Annotated in this window: 14 protein-coding genes; 9 read left to right on the top strand and 5 right to left on the bottom strand. The window is 59.6% G+C overall.

Annotation, left to right across the window (positions count from 1 at the left end; genetic code table 11):
• The first annotated feature begins 658 nt into the window (after positions 1–658).
• Positions 659–952, top strand: coding sequence for a hypothetical protein (locus AWB66_RS33520; RefSeq protein ID WP_125477775.1), 294 nt, complete (start codon positions 659–661; stop codon positions 950–952).
• Between the two features lie 240 nt (positions 953–1192).
• Here AWB66_RS33520 and AWB66_RS28375 read toward each other — a convergent pair whose 3' ends face one another.
• Positions 1193–1756, bottom strand: coding sequence for a DUF488 domain-containing protein (locus AWB66_RS28375; RefSeq protein ID WP_087633388.1), 564 nt, complete (start codon positions 1754–1756; stop codon positions 1193–1195).
• Between the two features lie 505 nt (positions 1757–2261).
• On the opposite strand from AWB66_RS28375, the gene AWB66_RS28370 reads away from it, so the two are divergent.
• Positions 2262–2852 carry a hemerythrin domain-containing protein gene (locus AWB66_RS28370; RefSeq protein ID WP_087633387.1) on the top strand — a complete coding sequence of 197 codons (591 nt, stop codon included), beginning with the start codon at positions 2262–2264 and terminating at the stop codon, positions 2850–2852.
• A 22-nt stretch (positions 2853–2874) separates the two neighbouring features.
• Here AWB66_RS28370 and AWB66_RS28365 read toward each other — a convergent pair whose 3' ends face one another.
• Together AWB66_RS28365 and AWB66_RS28360 are read right to left on the bottom strand one after the other, a co-directional pair.
• Positions 2875–5193 carry an FdhF/YdeP family oxidoreductase gene (locus AWB66_RS28365; RefSeq protein WP_087633386.1) on the bottom strand — a complete coding sequence of 773 codons (2319 nt, stop codon included), beginning with the start codon at positions 5191–5193 and terminating at the stop codon, positions 2875–2877.
• A 594-nt stretch (positions 5194–5787) separates the two neighbouring features.
• A complete protein-coding gene (locus AWB66_RS28360) occupies positions 5788–6690 on the bottom strand; it encodes a LysR family transcriptional regulator (RefSeq protein WP_087633385.1) in 903 nt (300 codons plus the stop codon).
• Between the two features lie 410 nt (positions 6691–7100).
• Here AWB66_RS28360 and AWB66_RS28355 point away from each other — a divergent pair, with 410 nt between their 5' ends.
• The 3 genes from AWB66_RS28355 (at position 7101) to AWB66_RS28345 (ending at position 11461) form a co-directional block, all read left to right on the top strand.
• Positions 7101–8654 (top strand): DUF6306 domain-containing protein, encoded by a 1554-nt coding sequence (locus AWB66_RS28355; RefSeq protein ID WP_087633384.1) that lies wholly within the window; start codon positions 7101–7103, stop codon positions 8652–8654.
• A gap of 50 nt (positions 8655–8704) precedes the next feature.
• Positions 8705–9904: an SAM-dependent methyltransferase gene (locus AWB66_RS28350; RefSeq protein WP_087633392.1), complete on the top strand. Its 1200-nt coding sequence runs from the start codon at positions 8705–8707 to the stop codon at positions 9902–9904.
• 1380 nt (positions 9905–11284) lie between these two features.
• Positions 11285–11461, top strand: a complete 177-nt coding sequence (locus AWB66_RS28345) for a hypothetical protein (protein ID WP_327355613.1) — start codon at positions 11285–11287, stop codon at positions 11459–11461.
• Positions 11462–11672: 211 nt separating this feature from the next.
• Here the strand turns inward: AWB66_RS28345 and AWB66_RS28340 are convergent, their stop codons facing one another.
• Positions 11673–12278 carry a CBS domain-containing protein gene (locus AWB66_RS28340; RefSeq protein WP_087633382.1) on the bottom strand — a complete coding sequence of 202 codons (606 nt, stop codon included), beginning with the start codon at positions 12276–12278 and terminating at the stop codon, positions 11673–11675.
• A gap of 653 nt (positions 12279–12931) precedes the next feature.
• Between AWB66_RS28340 and hmpA the strand changes: the two genes are divergently transcribed.
• A complete protein-coding gene (gene hmpA, locus AWB66_RS28335) occupies positions 12932–14158 on the top strand; it encodes an NO-inducible flavohemoprotein (RefSeq protein ID WP_087633381.1) in 1227 nt (408 codons plus the stop codon).
• 517 nt (positions 14159–14675) lie between these two features.
• Here hmpA and AWB66_RS28330 read toward each other — a convergent pair.
• On the bottom strand, positions 14676–14996 hold the full coding sequence (locus AWB66_RS28330) for a DUF1840 domain-containing protein (protein WP_087633380.1): 321 nt from the start codon (positions 14994–14996) through the stop codon (positions 14676–14678).
• A gap of 263 nt (positions 14997–15259) precedes the next feature.
• On the opposite strand from AWB66_RS28330, the gene AWB66_RS28325 reads away from it, so the two are divergent.
• From AWB66_RS28325 to AWB66_RS28315, 3 genes are all read left to right on the top strand, one after another.
• Positions 15260–16432 carry an HPP family protein gene (locus AWB66_RS28325; protein WP_087633379.1) on the top strand — a complete coding sequence of 391 codons (1173 nt, stop codon included), beginning with the start codon at positions 15260–15262 and terminating at the stop codon, positions 16430–16432.
• Positions 16433–16517: 85 nt separating this feature from the next.
• Entirely contained in the window at positions 16518–16943 is a 426-nt protein-coding gene (locus AWB66_RS28320; RefSeq protein WP_087633378.1) for a MarR family winged helix-turn-helix transcriptional regulator, read from the top strand.
• Between the two features lie 17 nt (positions 16944–16960).
• Positions 16961–18736, top strand: coding sequence for a chloride channel protein (locus tag AWB66_RS28315; RefSeq protein WP_087633377.1), 1776 nt, complete (start codon positions 16961–16963; stop codon positions 18734–18736).
• Positions 18737–18786: the final 50 nt, after the last annotated feature.

The raw sequence follows: 18786 nt of genomic DNA, 5'->3' as shown, positions 1-18786 counted from the left end.
GGACCGCTCAGCCGGCGATCGTTACCTGGGGGATTTTGAGGTGACCATACATGGGGGAATTTGACCGACCGCCGGGGATGTAGGCAAGCAGCCATATAAGGGTAACTGCTAATGTGGCAACAGATTTTGTCTTTTTAACTCCGGAACTTCAGTTTCCAGTCGGCACACGTCGGGCCAGGATCGGCGTGGGCCGGGATCACTTTGCAGAAGTCAGAATCGCGCCCGCCTCATTTCCAAGACGGCTGCCTGCGCCCGTGCTTCGGCCCATCGTCACGGCTTTTGTTTTTCGGTCAATGTCGACGCCCGAACAAAGCGATCCACCGCAACGTCGATTCGCCGCGCTACGTAGATAACGCGTTGAGCTGGTGTGTGCTTATCGTGACGGCCCGTTGCCTCACTGTCCCTTACGTCCCGAGCGGAGAACACCTGGGCGGCTGTAGCTTAGTTTTTTTGTCAAGGCAAGCCCAAACGGCGCGTCAAGGCCGTATGCAAAGCCTCGCGGGGAGCCGGCGTGTAAGTCCGGCACCCGGAAGGGGCTATTCACACGCCAGTGTGGGCAGCGGGCTTGTGCACGGGCGGGCGCGGGTGCACCGATGACATTGAGAACCTTCGGAATTTGGTCGTCTTTGCAGTTACAGTATCCGCTTCAAAGGATGAAATGATGATCCGAGCATACGAGTACAAAGGGTTCACACTGGAAGTTGCAGTCCAATCTAATTTCACTTCGGTTCCAAAGAACGAGCGAACAACAGTTGCCTACGTAGTGATCGTCAAGATCGGACGAACTGGAGGGACGGTCGCGACTTTTTCTCCATTGCGTCTCGGAGATACCGGCGGAAGACTTTTTGCGACCGAGGGGGATGCGTTAATGGCGGGGTACTCTGCCGCGCGACACATCGTTGAAGATCTTTTAAGCGCAGATCCAGAGGCTAAATACTTTGACCCTCTTTGAAACGCCCCGTGATAGAGGCACGCAGGAAATGGGCGTGCCCGAGACAACGCGGCAGCGTGCGGCCGACTGGTAGGCGTCGCACGGAGGGGCTGTGCTTTCGCCGATCGACGAGCTTGGCTATTAGCCGCCCGGATCAACGACTATCACACAAGGCACCCCCTCTAGTCGTCACGATGCTACGGGAACGACGACCTGGCGGACTGTAGACAACCAAATAAGGATCCACACCACCGCTTCGCGTCATCGCGGCGCGCTTGCATTATGGTTCGATGTTTTGCGCGGGTATAAGACTGTCGTGGGCGATATAACTGATGCGCCTCGGGTCAAGTGCGCCTCGTCTACTCTATTACTTCCCATCAAATGAAACACCGCCTCGCCGCGAGCAAGTAAATAATCAGTGACAATCCGTCGGTGACAACGCCACCAAACTGCTTCTGAGCACATCACAACGCACGGCATCTTGCGTCCGGATTGTATGAGTCGCTCAAGGCCCGCCCGGAAAGGTTCCGATAGCGCGTAATCCGCGTAATTGTGAAAACTACGATTCTCCCAAAAACCGTTCACATCGGGAGAAACATTTTTCGCCTTACTGCGAAGGCCACCAAGTTCTGGAATCCTTTCGTAGCCGATGTGATGCGGCGCCAGCAGACCAAGAATCACGTCTGCATTAAATTGTGGATTTGTCCTTGACCGAGGTACGGTTCGAATATCGATAACCTCGTTGACTTCCGCCGCATCCAAGACGGCGACAAAATCCTCGAGTGATCGCGTCGAGTGTCCGACCGTGTAGAAAGGGAGCGCCATGACTTCCGCCTCAAATACACCGGGGTAAGCTGTATTCTAAGCGAAAGCGAATACCCTGAACGACAGGGAAATGGTGAAGTCTGTTGCTGGTTAGTTGATGGCCGCCGACCTTACTCTTTGGCCCCACGTGGTTCGGCTCGTCGTTGAGGGCCGCGGCGGTCCTGCGACAATTCACGGTCCGCCTCGCTAGCCGACCTCGGTTTGCACGCGGCTGACAAATGCGCAGATCGCACAGGCGCTCACTGTGTGAGGTCGTCCGCGGGGCAACGATGCGCGACGATCACGACGAACGACGTCATTTCATTGCGCCGCACGCTGCATAAGTAAGCAAGTGTGGCGCTCCTCGCGGAATGATCCGTGCTGGTACTCCGACGAACCGCAAAGGCTTTTCGAGGGTGGAATCCGCTCAAGACAGGCAGCTAATGCTGGGCGTCCGCATCGCTTTCCCGACGCGAGACAAGTTTATGATTCGAAGCACATCGCACAGAAGGAAAAAGGAGTCTTCATGAATATTCAATCAGCCTCACCTTCGATCACGACGATGATTCGCATGGATCACACCCACGTCCTAGCGGCTTTTCATCGGTACCATGCCGATAGCCCATGGTGGAGAAAGCGGGCCATCGTCGAGCTTGCCTGCACGGCCTTGGAAATCCATGCACAATTAGAGGAAGAAGTTTTCTACCCGGCGCTAGCCAACGCAATGCCCGGCGACGACACGCTCGCGAAAAGCAAGCCCGAGCATGACAAAATGAGAGAGGAGATAGGGAAACTACGCGCCATGGGTCCGGAGGACGCCGCCTACGACGCGCGTTTTATGCAGCTGATGCGTGGAGTAATTCACCACGTCGCCGATGAAGAAACGACGCTGCTGCCCACAGCCGAGCGTGCGTTAGCCTCCCAGCTCGCTCAACTGGGGCACCGCATGACCAAGCGCCGACTACAACTGCTCGCTCAGAAGCGTCCAGCCACGATCGCGGCCAACACGGTAGGCACGTTTCCCATCGCGTCACTTGCCGTCTTGACAGTGGGTGCGTTTGCCCTTGTGCATTGTTTGCGGCCTCCCTCGTCACGCCGTGGACGGCGTTATGCGTGAGGCTAGCGATTGGACCCATGCGTCAACGGTCGCGTGGCGTGCCGTTCACCTCGACGATATGCACAGGAATCGACTTAGCGCCGGGCACCTTGCTCTCCTTCGCATAATGCCATAGCGGCAATAGCGGATTGCACTCGGGATAATATCCGGCGATGCAGCCGGCCGGTATGTCGTATGGCTCGATGCGCAGGCCGGCTACGCGCCGCTCGAAACCATCCTCCGCGATTGTTTGCAAGGTTATGTGATCGCCTTTCGCAAGTCCATGGCGCTCCATATCCCCCTTGGAAATAAGAATTACCATACGATTGCCGCTGATGCCGCGAAAGCGATCGTCGAGCTTGTAGATTGTCGTGTTGAACTGGCTGTCGCTACGCAGTGTCATGAGCCGCAGCGACCGCGGATCGCGTTCGGGCATGTCCGGGTCCTCGCCGATTGACTCCGGAACGCAAAACTCCGCCTTCCCGCTTTTTGTCTGCCATTTACGCTCGCGCGCAGGCAAAGCTCGTGGAAACCCGCCGGGTGTCCACATCCTTGCATTGAAGTCGTGGAAGGTTTCGGGATACGTCTCTGCGATGTGATCGCGGACATGCGCATAATCGTTGCGCCAACGGTCCCAGTCAATAGTCGAGCGCTCGCCGAGGGTGTGCTTCGCCAGTTCCGCGATGATAAACGGCTCAGATCGCGCGTCGGCCGAAGCCGGTTCGGCCACGCCGCGCGAGCCGTGAATGCAGCCTGTGCTGTCCTCCATCGACACCGCCTGCGCACCACTCGCTTGAGTATCGACTTCGATGCGGCTCAGGCACGGCAAAATGTACGACTTCTTGCCGTGTATGAGATGGCTGCGATTGAGCTTCGTTGCGACGTTCACACTCAGCGTGAGGTTTTGCCAGGCGGGTTCGATACGTAAGCGGTCCGGGACCGAACGCACAAGATTGCCGCCGAGATTAACCACTGCGCTCACCTTGCCTTCGATCATTGCCTCGAATGCCTCGACGACATTCATTCCTTTGTCGCGCGGCGGATCGAAGCCAAACTGGCTCGCAAGTTTGTCAAGCGGGGCAAGTTCCGGCTTCTCCGTGATGCCTACCGTGCGCTGCCCTTGTACATTTGAATGTCCCCGCACGGGCGACGGCCCAGCGCCCGGTTTGCCGATGTTGCCCCGCAGAAAAAGTAAATTGCACAGCATTCTGACGTTCTGCACGCCCTGCCGGTGCTGGGTAAGGCCCATGCCGTAGTGGATGATCACTGCGTTAGCGCGCATGTACTCTTCGGCAGCGGCTTCGAGATCCCCGCGAGACAGGCCGGCCACCCGCTCAATATCGTCCCACGACACTGCGCGGAGGTACTCGGCGAAGGCCGGGAAGCCCGCGGTGTGCTGCTCGATGAAGTCGACATCGAGCAGTCGCGACTCGCCGCGTTCGATCGCGCGATCATCGGCGTGGATCACAGCTTTGCAAATGCCAAGTATCGCCGCCGTATCACCGCCCGTCTTCACCTGGTGATATTGCGTGCTGATCACAGTGTGAGCGGGTGTCAACATCTCGACCGGTGATTGCGGATTTACAAATTGCAGCAGCCCTGGCTCGCGCAGCGGATTGAACGTAATGATCGGTACGCCCCGCTTTCTCGCGTCCTGTAACTGGTGGAGCATGCGTGGACTGTTCGTTCCCACGTTCTGTCCGAAGAAAAACATTAAATCCGTCTTCTCGAAGTCGTCGAGCGTGATAGTGCCGACACCCGCCCCGATCGCCTCCTTCAGCCCGACGCTCGAACTCTCGTGGCACATGTTTGAACTGTCTGGCAGATTATTCGTGCCGTACATGCGCGCGAACAACTGATACATGTACGACGTCTCGAGTGAGGCGCGGCCTGAAGTGTAAAACACGACGCGCTTGGGGTCGAGCGCGCCTAATTCGCGTCCGATCTCTTCGAACGCTTCTTCCCAACTTACGCTCAGGTACTTGTCGGTGTCGGCATCGTACCGCAATGGCGCGGTAAGACGCCCCGCCTCTTCGAGGTCGTGATCGTGCCATGCGCACAGCTGTGTCACCGTATGAAGCTCGAAGAATTGCGGCGTCATGCGCTTCGCGGTCAGGTCCCATGCAGTCGCCTTCGCGCCACTTTCGCAGAATTCGAAGACGTGCGGATCGGCGGGCTTGGCCCAGGAGCAGCTGACGCAAGCGAAGCCGTCGGGCTTGTTCTGTTTCAGTAGCACCGAGCTCTTCTTAAGCGGCACTTTCTCCTGAGCTAACACGCCGGCAACTGCTCTGAGAGAACCCCACCCGCCGGACGAATATGGATACGCAGCGCTCTTTCGGGCGCCGCTGTCGGATTCGGCCATGTCATTTGCCTCGCGGTTTGGGTGAACGTTTGCCTTCCCATGAGCAATTCCCATTCCCTTTCCGCACGAAAAAAATGCGCCGTGGGCGGTTCGTGTTCGTTGCCGTTTCAGCGCAATGGAACGCTCTGACCACGCAGTTGCCCTTCGCAGTAAGACCACACTGACGTGGAAGACCTTTGCTATGAGGGATCGGCGCGGCACGATGCGCTTGCCGAGAACGTTCCGCCGTACAGCCGCGCACTTAGTCTTACAGGGGCGGCCAATTCGTTTAGGAGGCCGCCGGACCACTGGCACATGCTTAAAGGAATTCTGGCTGGGCGCCTGCCTGCCTCGGATCAACGCCATATCCTATGTGCTAAGTTTGCAAAACCTGCATCCTTGCGACGGGGTGGACGTGCATACGACGCCCGAAAATTCGGCGTCGGGCCTAGGTTGTCTTCGCGTGCACGGGTATTTGCAAGATGGCCCCTTGACCGACCGATACTGCAGCACTGCGGCGGCGCAAGCGAAGCGCTCGTTAAAGTGCGTTCGAAAGCACATTGCAAGCTTTGAGTTTTTCCATCAACCGGCTCTCACAGGCTGATCCGCGTGCCGCTAGCGCTTCGGTTTCTTTTTCGCTCTAGGCGATCGGAGACTTGAACCGTGCCCAGATGTGTCTTGAGCCGCCGCGACCACATGCAGGCCCTGCCGCACGCGCTCGATCACATGCCCCTCACGACGTGTGCGATACACCGTGTACGCCGACCACGAAAACTCCGGCGCGTTGGCGACTTGTCGCAGCCTCCCCTCCACCAGAAAAGGTTGAACCGTGCCGCTGCGGAAATAGCCGGAGCCTCCGACGGTCAGCAAATAAGTCAAAGCAAGCGGACCAAGCGAAATGGATACGGGCGGGCTACTAAGTTCCGGAAACGCGGCTTGATGGTTCGCGACGAAACTGGACCCCCAGTCGACGTAGATATATTGATTCGGCTGCATCGTGCCGTCGGACGCGCTCGTGACCATGACGAGCTTTTCTTCGAAAAGCAGTTCCGAAACGAGGTCGGGACGCTGCGGCGGATTATAAAGAACCGCCAGATCGAGCGATCCCTCGTGCACGCGATCGAGCAGGCGCGTGGGACTATCGACTTCCGCGCGCAGTGCCACCTCTGGGCAGGCGCGGTGCATCCAGACGAGCCAGTCCGCCAGCAACGGCTGCCACAAGCTGAGTTCGGCACCGAGGCTCACACCTTCCTCGCGTCCGGCTGGAAGCGCCACGTGCTGCCGCGCTTGCTCCCACACCTGAATCAAAGTCGTCGCGTGACGAACAAATCGTTCACCGGCAGCGGTCAGCCGTGCGCCGGCCTTATTTCGAACGAACAGTCGACGTCCGAGTTGTTCTTCCAATGTTCTGATCCGAGCACTCACTGCTGTTTGCGTCAAGTGCATACGCTGCGCCGCCAGCACGAAGCTACCGCTTGCCGACACTTCCAAAAATGTACGCGCCAGTGTGATGTCCATTGACTTTCATATCAATTATTTTGCTCACATTTTTAATCATAATGCATTGGTGTGTTGACAACGCGGGTGCGAGAATAAGTTTAGCCGCTTGAAGGGGGCCCGCAGAACCACCGGCGCTCGCGCCAAAGGCATCCTTACTATCCACATGAAGGGCATGCGTCGAGCAAGAGCATCCTTTCCCGCGGGGCAGTTGTCGGCGAACGATCCTAACAATGTATCTGGAGAACGTCGACAAGAAGTCGACCTCACAGCCAACAAGACGACGCTCGATCTTGCCCGCGCGAGCGCGGTAAGCCCGAACATTTGTCCAATGTATGACCGGCGCGCCGGAGCCGAAGCCGTCTTTTTCTAGACGCCATTGCATCTGTGGCCCCAGCGGGGCCCGGTATCCGCACAGGGAAAGGAGTGTTATGTCGATTGCGCTCGATCTGTCTTCTGACCTTCATCGGTACGCAAACACGCTCCATCGTCCCATGTGCGACCTTCTTGGCTGCACGTGGCCCGTCGTGCTCGCCGGCATGGGCGGCGTCTCACGCGCGGAGCTTGTCACTGCGGTGACGGTTGCCGGCGGCTTCGGCTTTCTAGGCATGGTGCGTGAGCCGACCTCTCTGATTTTGAAGGAAGTCCGAGAAGTTCGCGCCGGCACAGATCGCAAGTTCGGCGTCAACCTGATTCCGGCTGCGACGCCCGTCGGTTTGCTCGACGCTCAAATTGCTACTTGCATCGAAATAGGCGTCCCGGTCGTGTCGCTTTTTTGGGACGTCATTCCCGCGATTGTCCGGCGGCTGCGCGATGCCGGCATTACGGTCGCCTATCAGATCGGCTCGATCGGAGAGGCACGCTCGGCCGAAGCCGCGGGCGTAAATTTCCTGATTGTCCAAGGCCGAGAGGCTGGCGGGCACGTGCGTGGCACCCAACCCCTGGCGGTGCTGCTGCCAGAGGTCGTCGCGGGCACGCGGCTTCCTGTCCTCGCGGCCGGCGGCATCACCGAAGGCGCAGATGTCGCGACCGCCCTCTCCCTCGGCGCGCAGGGCGTCGTCCTCGGCACAGCGATGATTCCGACTCGCGAGTCCTTTGCGCACAGTTACCACAAGCAGCGCATTGTCGATGCGGGCGAGCACGAGACACTTCTGACGGACTCGTTTCATATCAACTGGCCCAAGGGCGCTCGGGTGCGCGTGCTGGCCAATAGCGTCACGCGCGGGGAGCGCGGCGACCCCTTCGGCGCTTGCGGCACGAACGGCACGGAAAGCACAGTGATCGGCGAAGAGGAAGGACGGCCGATCTATCTGTTTAGCACCGATTCGCCACTGCGTTCAATGACGGGCGACTTCGAAGCAATGGCACTGTACGCCGGAAAGGGCGCGGAACGCATCAGCGACATAACGGGAGCAGCTACGCGCCTACACCAGATCGTCTTGCAGGCCGGCGCGCTTCTCGACCCAGGCGTTGCATCCGTGCTCGACAGGAAGGAATCAGCCATTGCCCTGTCGGAGCACATGGGTGACGAGCGACATAGAACCACTGGCCGTCACGCGCTACTGGCGACACTGAACGAACTGCTGGAGGCCGAGCGCGCCGGCGCACGGGTGGCGTCTCAAATGGTCGTTGAAATCGCCGAACCATCACTAAAGCAGATGATGATCGCCGTCCGGCAAGACGAGGCGCGCTGGTGCGGCGTGCTGACAAAGGCGATTCAGTCGCTGGACGGGTCGCCATCGCGGCGCACCGGTGCCTTTTATGAGAAAGCTATGGCCGTCGCAGATCTGTGGCAGCGCATGGCATTCCTAAATCGAGGCCAGGCGTGGGTCGTCCGCAAGCTCCATGCGCTGCTGCCCGGCGTCGACGAAAAACAACTCCGCGCCGAACTCACCGCGATGCTAGCGTCGCACCAAGAAAACATTAGGCTCGTCGAGAGACAACTCGAGGCTGCGACTGGCGGCGCTCCGCCAGGCAGCGCATAGCGACCTTGCGAAGCAGGACTCGCTTGACCACCGAAATGACGGAGGATCAGATGCTTTGGGATAAACGGCTGGCGCAATGGGCTGCCGAAGTGCGCGCCGGCGTCAACATGCCAGCACGGCTGGCACTGTGGGATGGTCAGTCGTTTGACCTTGGCGACTTCAGGCAGCCGGCCGTCACCTTGCACGTGAAGTCGCCCGCGGCGATGCCACTGTTGCTCGACCCGAACCTCGATAATCTCGGCGTCGCGTACGTTCAGGAAAAAATCGACGTCGAAGGAAAGCTGAGCGATATCATTGAGATCAGTTACGGGCTTGCCCAAACCGTCGCCAATGCGCCGGGCAAGTTGCAGCGTCTTGCGCGGCGTGTCACGCACTCGAGGGCGTCGGACAAGCAATCGATCCAGTACCACTACGATGTTTCGAACGATTTCTATGGATTGTGGCTCGACCCCGGGATGGTCTACTCGTGCGCTTATTTTGAAAATGGCAATGAAGATCTCGCAACCGCGCAACAGAAAAAAATCGATCATATCTTGACCAAGATCCAGCTCCAGCCGGGGCACACACTGCTCGACATCGGCTGCGGCTGGGGTGCGCTCGTGATTCGAGCCGCGCAGAAATTCGGCGCGCGTTGCGTCGGGATTACGCTGTCCAGAAACCAATACGACTGGGCTAACGAATGCGTGAAAGCCGCCGGCCTCGCGGACCGCATCGAGATTCGTCTGCAGGACTATCGCGACGTTGACGGACGGTTCGACCGGATCACAAGCGTTGGCATGTTCGAGCACGTGGGACGAGCGAATCTGTCAGGGTACTTTGCGCGCGTTCAAAGCCTACTGGCCGACGATGGTGTCATCATGAATCACGGGATTACTTCGACGGACCCTGGCGGTGACGAAACCTCACACGGCAGCCTGTTCATCGAAAAGTACGTGTTTCCGAACGGCGACTTGCCCCACATCAGCCTCGCGCTGAACGCCATGCAACGCGGTGGACTGGAAGCGTTCGACGTGGAAAACCTCCGCCGTCACTATGCCAGAACGCTTCGTATATGGAGCGACAACTATGAAGCACAAAGTACGAGACTGCACGCGCTCGTCGACGAGGAGAAGTATCGGATCTGGCGCATTTATCTCGCCGGCTGCGCCTATGCGTTCGAGAACGACGAGGTTGCCATCTTCCAGATCGTTGGCCGCAAGGCAGGCCGCAGTGCAGCCACCCTCCCGTGGTCGCGCCGTTACATTTATTGATTTTCCCGCCTTTACACCAAAAAGGCTGGCCTCGAAGCAGACGGCAGAGCACGTCCGCCGTTCATCGACGGACGACGGACCCACGAGCTCAGCGAGATGAACAACATTTACCCAAGTAGCACTGGCCTCGATTTGTAGTGCGATGCCTCTACGCGGCGTGGCGCTTGGGTAGGGATTGAGCATCAGCAGCAGCTTTAACGCTTTAACGAACTCCTGCACATTGTCGACGCACTACAGCTGTGAGACCCCCACCACGTTGCGATGCCCGACAAATGGAAGGACGGCGAGGACGCGATGACCCGGCTCAATCAGCTCAATCTTAAAGGAGAGGCCGCAATCGCGAAAAACTCCAAAATTTGGTGCTCAGCGGCCCCGTCTCCGGCTTACGTCGAAGGCATACAAGTACGTGTTGCGAAATCAATAGCATTCAGCTTAACAACGTCCAGATACGTGCGAGGGATGATCGCTACGGGCGTCCACGCACGATAGGTAACTACATACCAGGTTGCATTACATCATGTCGTGATACATAATTTGAACAGTTCTTAGCGAACGGAGGCACAAATGGACTATCTATCGATCTCAGCGGCTGCTCTAAGTTTGATCGGCGCCGGTGCCGCAGCCACGTACGCCTTTGCATGCTGCATGCCGTTGTCCGCTCTCGTAGTTGCGCAAGAGCATGGCAGGTTTGCAGAGCTAGCACGGCCCGACCCGGACAGGCTGCCACCCCAGCTCAGCGACTCCTCACCGCCGGTGCGGGCTGAGTGCTAACGAGACGCCGCAGAGCTTGATGCTGCGGCATATGTGCGCAATTGACTCGGGAGAAGTATCGCGTTGATGAATCAGGATGACGACATATGCCTGCGTCGGCGCACCGGTCAGTTGGCGTTTTCCATCTGGCCGTGCGAGGCAAGACATCGCCCTCCTGCACACCATTCTCATGAACGGCTGCTAATGTATCTCCGCGTCGTCTGGCTTGCTACCCGCGCGAGGCGGCGAGGCCAAAATAAGCGTCTTTGCCGCGCTGTCGAGATCGCTGTCAGATATTGAGGCAAGATCGTCGACGTGCTCGTCTATGGGAATCGCGTGGGCGGGCACGCACGGGCAAATGGAACGCGATTGCGATCTCTTGTTGGAATTCCATCGACTTCCAAGTCAGTTGATTTCGTCGTTCATTCGTTCGCGAGATTCATGACAGGTGTATCGCCAGGACCTGTCATCGGTAGGACTGGCTGAGGTCGTTTCAGCAGATCTGGCGAGTTGCCGCAGTCGTCGGCATGACGCCTCGGAGACCTGCGGTAGTGCTTCAAATAATAACAACCTAGACTGACTACTGTTGGGAGACAAAAATTGCTTAGCCTGCACGAATTCGCTGCTCTCATGCTCGTCCGCGACACGCCCGATCAGTCAGAACTGAGCGCCGACGATCTGGAAGCACTGCTCGGCCGCCATCTCGTCACCCGTGAGACGCTCGCTTCCGGATGCGAGCGACTTCATCTGACACGCGATGGTCGATCGATGCTCGACGCAGTGTCGCGCATTCCGCTGATTGTATGAACCAGTTCAATGGATCGTCGGACCAAAAGCGCCGTTGACACCTGTAAGACCCGTAACTCACAACGAGGCCCCGAATGACCATGACGCGGCAAAGCGCTATGACCGCTTCGCCATGATCTAGCAGAGGCCTCCCTCACAGATTCCGGCACTGTTTTGAAGGGATCTCCTTCCGTACCGACGATCGCGCGTGTGGCTCGATACCAGACCGCAGTCAGACCGCCTTCCCTCGGCACATTATTGCCACGATATCCGATTGCGTGAGCATTCCAACCAACTCAGCATCGTCGAGCACCACTGGGATGTGATGATGCCCTCGAGCGGTGAATCGGGGTATCACCTCTGCTACTTTGGTCGCCGCATTAACAGTAGTCACTTCAGTCGACATCACGCTGCGAACCGGTGACCGTCTCCTTTCCCGTTCTGCGGCCTCGATCGCGCTGCGTTCCACAGCACCTTGGCGGACGCTCGGGTGAAGCGGCTGAAGATCCGCGCGCGTGACTACGCCGATCAGGCGAGCTCTCGCATCGATCACGGGCAGCAATTTGATTCGCTGCTTATTGAGCAGAGCAAGTGCCCTACCAATCGATTGATCATCAGTGACGCTCATAACGGGAACCCGCATCACCTCCACGCAGGTCATTTCCATCAGTCTCCTGAAGAACACCTGCTGTTCGAGCTGCTCGCGAAGCAGCGCCACACGGTCTGAGTCCACAGCCGGCTCGCACGTCTCATCGTAGAAAGAATGACCGAAGTCAATCTGTGCCGCGGCACGACAAACTTCCGTCAGCCACCTTGTAAAATTGGAAGATACGGTCATGATCGCCTTGGCTAGCTGCGCTAGAATAAACGTATCACACCATGATACGCTCGGTCGGTGCGCATTGGGCGAAACGAGATCGGCGTTTTGCCGAAGACGACTTGGCGCCGGCCGGCACTCGGCGCCAGTAGTTATTGCAAAGGTGGGCTAAATCATTGCTGCCAAGAGGCAAGGGCCGTTGGACCGCATCGCATGACCCAAAGAACCTGAAGAGAAGATGAGAGATCGCTATCAACGAAGCGCCGCTGAAATCCGGATGGACTTCAGAATCCTGACGGTCCAAACGATACCTGCGTCCATTTTGCTAGAAAAACTCGGCCGGCTTCGGACCGAAGTGCATCAAGGTGTTGCCACATCGGATCGTAACACCGCCGTATTGAATGAATATCTTCAGCTCCTCGCCGATATCGAGCGGTGGTCGCGAGGCCGAGGCGAGGATCGTTGACCCCTACTATAAGCACGCCTGGACCCTGGATGACAAACTCGATGAGCGCCGACTAGCGCGTCTACGCTTTGTCGTCGCCTCAAATATAATCGAAGCGTTGTCCTTGCTCTTATTCGTGGGACGCGCTCGCGCATTGGGCGTCTCGCGCAGTTGAGCTGCGAACTGCCACGGCGATAGCAAGGGCGAGCGCGTACACAGGAGATTCGCAATGGCCTTGACCCCAAAGCAGACCGAGATCATCAAGTCGAGCGCGCCAGTTCTTAGCGAGCACGGAATGACGGTGGTGACACGGTTCTACCACCGCCTCTTTGAACATCACCCCGAGCTCAGAAATCTTTTCAACCACGCCAACCAGCGATCCGGTGGACAGTCGGAGGCGCTGGCGCATGCCGTTTGGGCATACGCCTCTAACATCGACAATCTCGCCGCGCTCGGACCAGCCGTCAAGCGTATATCCCAAAAGCATGCCAGCCTTGGCGTGCAGCCGGAGCACTATCCTATCGTGGGTGAGCACCTGCTTGCCGCAATGGGCGAGACGCTGGGTGACGCCTTCAGCGGTGAGATGCGCGACGCCTGGGCCGCCGCGTACCAGCAGCTCGCGGACGTCATGATTGGCGCCGAAAAGGAGCTCTATAATCAGCGCGCGGCACAGCCGGGTGGCTGGATTGGGTGGCGTCCGTTCGAGGTTGTGCGCAAAGTGGACGAAAGCGAGGAAATCTCGTCGTTCTATCTGGTTCCCACCGACGGCAAGGCGCTTCCTCCTTTCGAGCCGGGCCAGTTTGTGAGCGTCAAGCGCTATGTCGGCGATATCGGGCTCGAACAGCCCCGTCAATACACTCTGTCGGACGCGCCGCACGGCAAATGGCTACGCATATCGGTGAAACGGGAGGCCGCCGGCGAGGGCGACGCTGCAAAACCGGCCGGCCGAGTCTCCACTCTGTTACATGACGAATTGCACGCTGGCGGACATGTCGAAGTGAGCGCGCCCTATGGCGATTTCGTCCTGGAGCGTACCAAGCGAACGCCTGTCGTATTAATAAGCGGCGGTGTTGGCCTGACGCCCATGGTTTCGATGCTGGCCACGATTGTCATGGATTCTGCCACCCGCCGCGTTAGCTTCCTCCATGCGTGTCGCAACCGACGAGTGCATGCCTTTCGAGAATGGCTCGACGACGTCATAGCCGATCACCCGAATGCTTCGAAACTGACGTTTTACGAGGAAGTCGGGCCGAACGACGTACAGGGCAGGGACTACAATTTCGTCGGACGCCTTGACCTCGCAACGATTCGCGAAGCGGTGCTACTTCGCGATGCGGAGTACTTCGTGTGCGGACCCATGCCGTTTATGCGCGCGCAGGTAGACGCATTGCGGGCTCTGGGAGTCGACGCATCGCGAATTCATACCGAGGTTTTCGGAGTCGGCGACCTCCGTTAGACATGAGACGGCGCTTTGGGACGGCGCTTTGCGACGGGCCGCACGCCACTTTCGATATAGGGTTCTATCCCCTATCGGGCACGGCAGAGTTCGCAACAGTTCTTTCGCCAGTACTTTGGACGATTCAGGCCGAGGGCCACACAAACATAACGTGTGCACCGGCCTTCGGGCTCGTCTCGCCACTACGCCACCTTATCAAGGTGAAAGAGCCTGTATGAATAAGATCCGGCAGTACGTTGCCGTATGGTCCGATGACCCGCAGCACTGCTGAGCCTGCGCCAATGTGGCAACAGTCGCAAAAGTTGCAGCAGGTCGATTGCGCGCAGGTCGTCGTTTCACGAAAACGGCCGATTGCGACCGCGCTCGTTGCCTCGAGTCGCGGCTGAGCGAACGAACTGGCGACGAAAACGCCCCAAAGCATTGCAAACGCCAAGCTCTTCATGGCCGCTCCATGGACCGACAACGTTAGGTTCCTCCCGCAGGGTCCCATCTTTTCTTTAAGTGCTGTACAGCGTCATCAAAGTCCCCAGATGACGTCTGCCTCTTGTTCGCGTGCCTGGCGCAGCATGTCCAGAAATGGATACGCGCGCTGAGAGAGCCCAGCGCGATGCTCGTAAGCATTAGCGTGCGTCGTATGATGTAAAGGCGCGCTTCCTTCTTCAGTGTTTTTATCGTCGACGATCGCGGCCTCAAGGCGCTCGATAGCACCGGGTAGTTGCTCCCGCGTAATGACGCCTCGCACGTCCAATCGCTTGCCAACGAGCCCCAGCAGATAGCCCGCCAGGTCCTTGAGCATCGTGACATCCGGCGCGGCTTTCGATTGAAAGGTGATCAGCATGACACTCCTCCTCGCTGTCAATTCCTGGTCGGGCACACAGAGCACCACCGACCCATCAGACGCTCATTTTACATCACACTATGATATAGTGCACGTCCGGCGCGTAGTCAGATGGGCTCAAAGCCTTAATCTGAGCTTTTCCCGACGCGGGGAGTCGCGTTTTATATCATGCTGTAATATATTTATTTCTAATGGCTCCTTTGCCGGCTGATGCTGTTGCCCCTAAGGTGGGTCCCTTTGCTTGCACTTCTGCCTGAGTAAACTTGAGTCGCACTTCACTTGTTGGCTGGCTTGTCAGCTTTGCACCGTCGTCAGTTGCCGTCAGATGGCCCGAACGCCTTCGCTCCTGCCTCGGGGCGCTGATCGGGATCGGCTTCACTGGCGGCACGATGCATCTGTTGCTTGGGTCGTCGGCGAGCATTCCGTTGCTTGTCGCGCCGATGGGCGCCTCTGCCGTGCTGCTCTTCGCCGTGCCGGCGAGTCCGCTTGCGCAGCCCTGGTCAATTATCGGCGGAAATCTCGTGTCGGCAACGGTTGGGGTCGCCTGCGCGACCTGGATCGCCGACCCCGTCGATGCGGCGGCGCTCGCTATCGCTTTGGCGATCTGCGCGATGTTCACACTGCGGTGTGTGCACCCGCCGTCTGGAGCGGTGGCGCTCACTGCGGTCCTTGGCGGTCCATCGATTCATTCGTTGGGCTTCGGCTTTGTGTTCGAACCGATCCTCATTCAGTCGTTCGCCTTGCTCGCAGCGGCGATCGTGTTCCATGCGCTGACAGGCCACCGCTATCCGCACGTCGCCGGACAAAGCTTGAAAGGCAATGCGGTAAGCCAGGCCTCGAACCTCGCCACGAACCCGGGCTTCACCCGGGCCGATCTGGAACTGGTGCTGGCGCGGCGCGGTGAAATGCTTGACATCGATCCAGCCGACTTCGAGTCGGTCGTGAACGAAGCGCAGTTGCAAGCGTACATCCGCGGCTTCGGCGAGTTGACCTGCGGGGAGATCATGTCCCATCCGGTCGCCTCGATCTTCGCGACAACAACGGCTGCAACAGCTGCTGACCTGTTAAGCCGTCGTGCCGTGAAGGCTCTGCCGGTGGCTGACGCGCAAGGTCGTGTGGTCGGCATCGTGACGCGCGCGGACCTTGCGCGCGACGCGTCCGCTAGCCCGTTGGGGGCACTCTTGCGGCGCCCGGCCCGCTGGTTCGCAGGCAACGACGGTTCGCCGCGGCTCGTCGGCGCATTGATGGCGACAGACGTCTGCACGGTAAGCAGCGCGAGGCCGATTGCCGAGCTCGTGCCGCTCTTCGCCAATTACGGCCATCATCACATTCCGGTGGTCGATCCGCACGAGCGGCTGGTCGGCATGATCACACAAGCTGACCTGATCTCGGGTCTCTATCGGCAAACGCAATTGCCGCAGCGACACGCCGCCTAAACAGGGGCCGTTCTACGCGAGCCGCGAATCGGCTGTTCGTATCACTTTGTGACATATAATTGCGCTTTGCGAGTTTGAGACCATGATGAAAGAGCTTGCCCACGGCGAGACCCGCGACTTAACCAAAAAAGATTTCGAGCAACTTTCAGCGTTTCGGTATCAGATGCGGCGCTTTGAGCGCTTCTCTGAACAGGCCGCCCATGGGGAAGGCGTTACGCCGCTGCAGTATCTGCTACTGCTGCATATTCGCGGCTATCCTGGCCGCGACTGGGCAACCATCGGCGAACTGGCCGAGCGACTGCAGTCGCACCACCACGGGGTCGTCGCGCTTGTCACGCGGTGCGAAGCGCTCGATCTCGTGCGGCGCCAGGTCAGTCAGACGGACCGGCGGCAGGTCGAAGTGCATTTGCAGAAGGCGGGTGAGCAGGCGCTCGCGCGGCTCGCGCAACTTCATCGCGCGGAACTGAAGTCGCTGCAGGGCTCTTTCCGCGTGCCTCAGATCGACTACTGACGAGTTCCCAACGCCTCATGAGCCTTCACTCATCAAAACGCGATTTCGCCTCAAACGCCCGGCTGCCCGGCATTTCCGCGCTCGCCGCCGTGATCGGCGCTGTCGCCACGCTCGCCGCGTTCGTGCTGCTCTCCCTCATCCATCTGTTCACCAACCTCTTTTTCTTCGGCAGCTTTTCGTTCGCGGACCGCTCGCCCGCTGACAACACGCTCGGACTCTGGGTGATCGTCGTGCCGGTTACCGGCGGGCTCATCGTCGGGCTGATGGCGCGCTTCGGTTCCGAGAAGATTCGCGGCCACGGTATCCCCGAAGCGATCGAGGCGATCTTGTTCGGCAAAAGCCGCATGTCGCCGAAAGTCGCGGTGCTGAAACCGCTGTCGTCGGGGATTGTGATCGGCAGCGGCGGGCCGTTCGGTGCCGAAGGCCCGATCATCATGACGGGCGGCGCGCTCGGCTCGCTGATCGCGCAATGCGTGAAGGTCACCGCCGCGGAGCGCAAGACGCTGCTCGTCGCCGGAGCGGCCGCGGGCATGACGGCCGTGTTCGGCACGCCCGTCGCCGCCGTGCTGCTGGCCGTCGAGTTGTTGCTCTTCGAATGGCGGCCGCGCAGCTTCCTGCCGGTCGCGCTCGCGTGCGCGGTCGCGGGGTTCGCGCGCGTCGCGTTCTTCGGGCAAGGGCCGCTCTTTCCGCTCGTAACGGCGCCGCCGGGCGCGTTGTCGCTCGTTTCGTGCGTGATCGCGGGGTTGCTCTCCGGTGCGCTGGCGTCCGGGTTGTCGGCGGCGCTCTACAAGACCGAGGACCTCTTCGGCAAGCTCCCCGTCCACTGGATGTGGTGGCCCGCGATCGGCGGGCTCGTGATCGGCATCGGCGGATTCATCGAGCCGCGCGCGCTCGGCGTCGGCTACGACGTGATCGGCGATTTACTGCACCAGCACGTCGCGTTGCAGGTTGCAGTCGCGATCCTCGCCGTGAAGGCAGTCATCTGGGTCGTCGCGCTCGGGTCGGGGACTTCGGGCGGCGTGCTCGCGCCGCTCCTGATGCTGGGCGCGGGACTCGGCACCCTGCTCGCGCCGGTCCTGCCCGGCGGAGAGCCCGCGCTGTGGCCGCTCGTCTGCATGGCGGCGACGCTCGGCGCCACGCTGGGCGCGCCGCTCACCGCGATCGTCTTCGCGTTCGGCCTTACGCACGACGTCAACGCGCTCCTTCCGCTGCTCGCGGCGACACTCGTCGCCCACGGCTTCACGACCGTCGTCATGAAGCGCTCGATCATGACGGAGAAGATCGCGCGGCGCGGCTATCACATCTATCGCGAATATGGCGTCGATCCGCTGGAGCGGCATCACGTCGACGAGGTCATGACGCGCGGCGTGCGGACGATCGACGCCGGCCTCACCGCGCGCGACGCGCTCGCGACCTTCTTCGGCGAGGCGCAGACGCATCGCGCGTATCCGGCGGTGCGCGACGGCGCGGTGATCGGCATGGTCGACCGGGCGACGCTCGCGCTCGATGCGGAAACGACTGTCGCCGCCGCGCTGCGCGGTGTGGCGCCGGTCGTCGCGCTGCCGGGCGAAACCTGCCGGCTGGTGGCGACGCGGCTCGCCGTCCACGGCCTCGAACGGCTGCCGGTTGTCGCGGACAATGAGACGCGGCGGCTGATCGGCATCGTGTCGCGCAGCGATCTCGTGAAACCGTCGCTCGCCCATTTCGATGAAGAGCACAAGCGCGAGCGCTTCCGGCGAATTCGCGTAGGCGGGTCGAAGACGCGTTTATTTCGTGCGGGCCGCGGCGGCTGAGACGATGCTTGAAGCGTTACTGGCAGACAAACCCGGTTTTGAGGCCCGTC

The sequence above is a fragment of the Caballeronia telluris genome (assembly GCF_001544495.1).
Taxonomy (GTDB): Bacteria; Pseudomonadota; Gammaproteobacteria; order Burkholderiales; family Burkholderiaceae; genus Caballeronia; species Caballeronia telluris.
The sequence above is the reverse complement of the archived record's forward strand: the minus strand, read 5'-3'. Positions and strand labels throughout refer to the sequence as shown.

Excerpts from the sequence above, each read along its gene's own strand:
- AWB66_RS28345 (WP_327355613.1), top strand. The coding sequence starts at position 11,285 with ATGCTCGTCCGCGACACGCCCGATCAGTCAGAACTGAGCGCCGACGAT.
- AWB66_RS28360 (WP_087633385.1), bottom strand. The coding sequence starts at position 6,690 with ATGGACATCACACTGGCGCGTACATTTTTGGAAGTGTCGGCAAGCGGT.
- AWB66_RS28315 (WP_087633377.1), top strand. The coding sequence starts at position 16,961 with ATGAGCCTTCACTCATCAAAACGCGATTTCGCCTCAAACGCCCGGCTG.
- AWB66_RS28375 (WP_087633388.1), bottom strand. The coding sequence starts at position 1,756 with ATGGCGCTCCCTTTCTACACGGTCGGACACTCGACGCGATCACTCGAG.
- AWB66_RS28330 (WP_087633380.1), bottom strand. The coding sequence starts at position 14,996 with ATGCTGATCACCTTTCAATCGAAAGCCGCGCCGGATGTCACGATGCTC.
- hmpA (WP_087633381.1), top strand. The coding sequence starts at position 12,932 with ATGGCCTTGACCCCAAAGCAGACCGAGATCATCAAGTCGAGCGCGCCA.
- AWB66_RS28350 (WP_087633392.1), top strand. The coding sequence starts at position 8,705 with ATGCTTTGGGATAAACGGCTGGCGCAATGGGCTGCCGAAGTGCGCGCC.
- AWB66_RS28355 (WP_087633384.1), top strand. The coding sequence starts at position 7,101 with ATGTCGATTGCGCTCGATCTGTCTTCTGACCTTCATCGGTACGCAAAC.
- AWB66_RS28320 (WP_087633378.1), top strand. The coding sequence starts at position 16,518 with ATGAAAGAGCTTGCCCACGGCGAGACCCGCGACTTAACCAAAAAAGAT.
- AWB66_RS28340 (WP_087633382.1), bottom strand. The coding sequence starts at position 12,278 with ATGACCGTATCTTCCAATTTTACAAGGTGGCTGACGGAAGTTTGTCGT.
- AWB66_RS28365 (WP_087633386.1), bottom strand. The coding sequence starts at position 5,193 with ATGGCCGAATCCGACAGCGGCGCCCGAAAGAGCGCTGCGTATCCATAT.
- AWB66_RS33520 (WP_125477775.1), top strand. The coding sequence starts at position 659 with ATGATGATCCGAGCATACGAGTACAAAGGGTTCACACTGGAAGTTGCA.
- AWB66_RS28370 (WP_087633387.1), top strand. The coding sequence starts at position 2,262 with ATGAATATTCAATCAGCCTCACCTTCGATCACGACGATGATTCGCATG.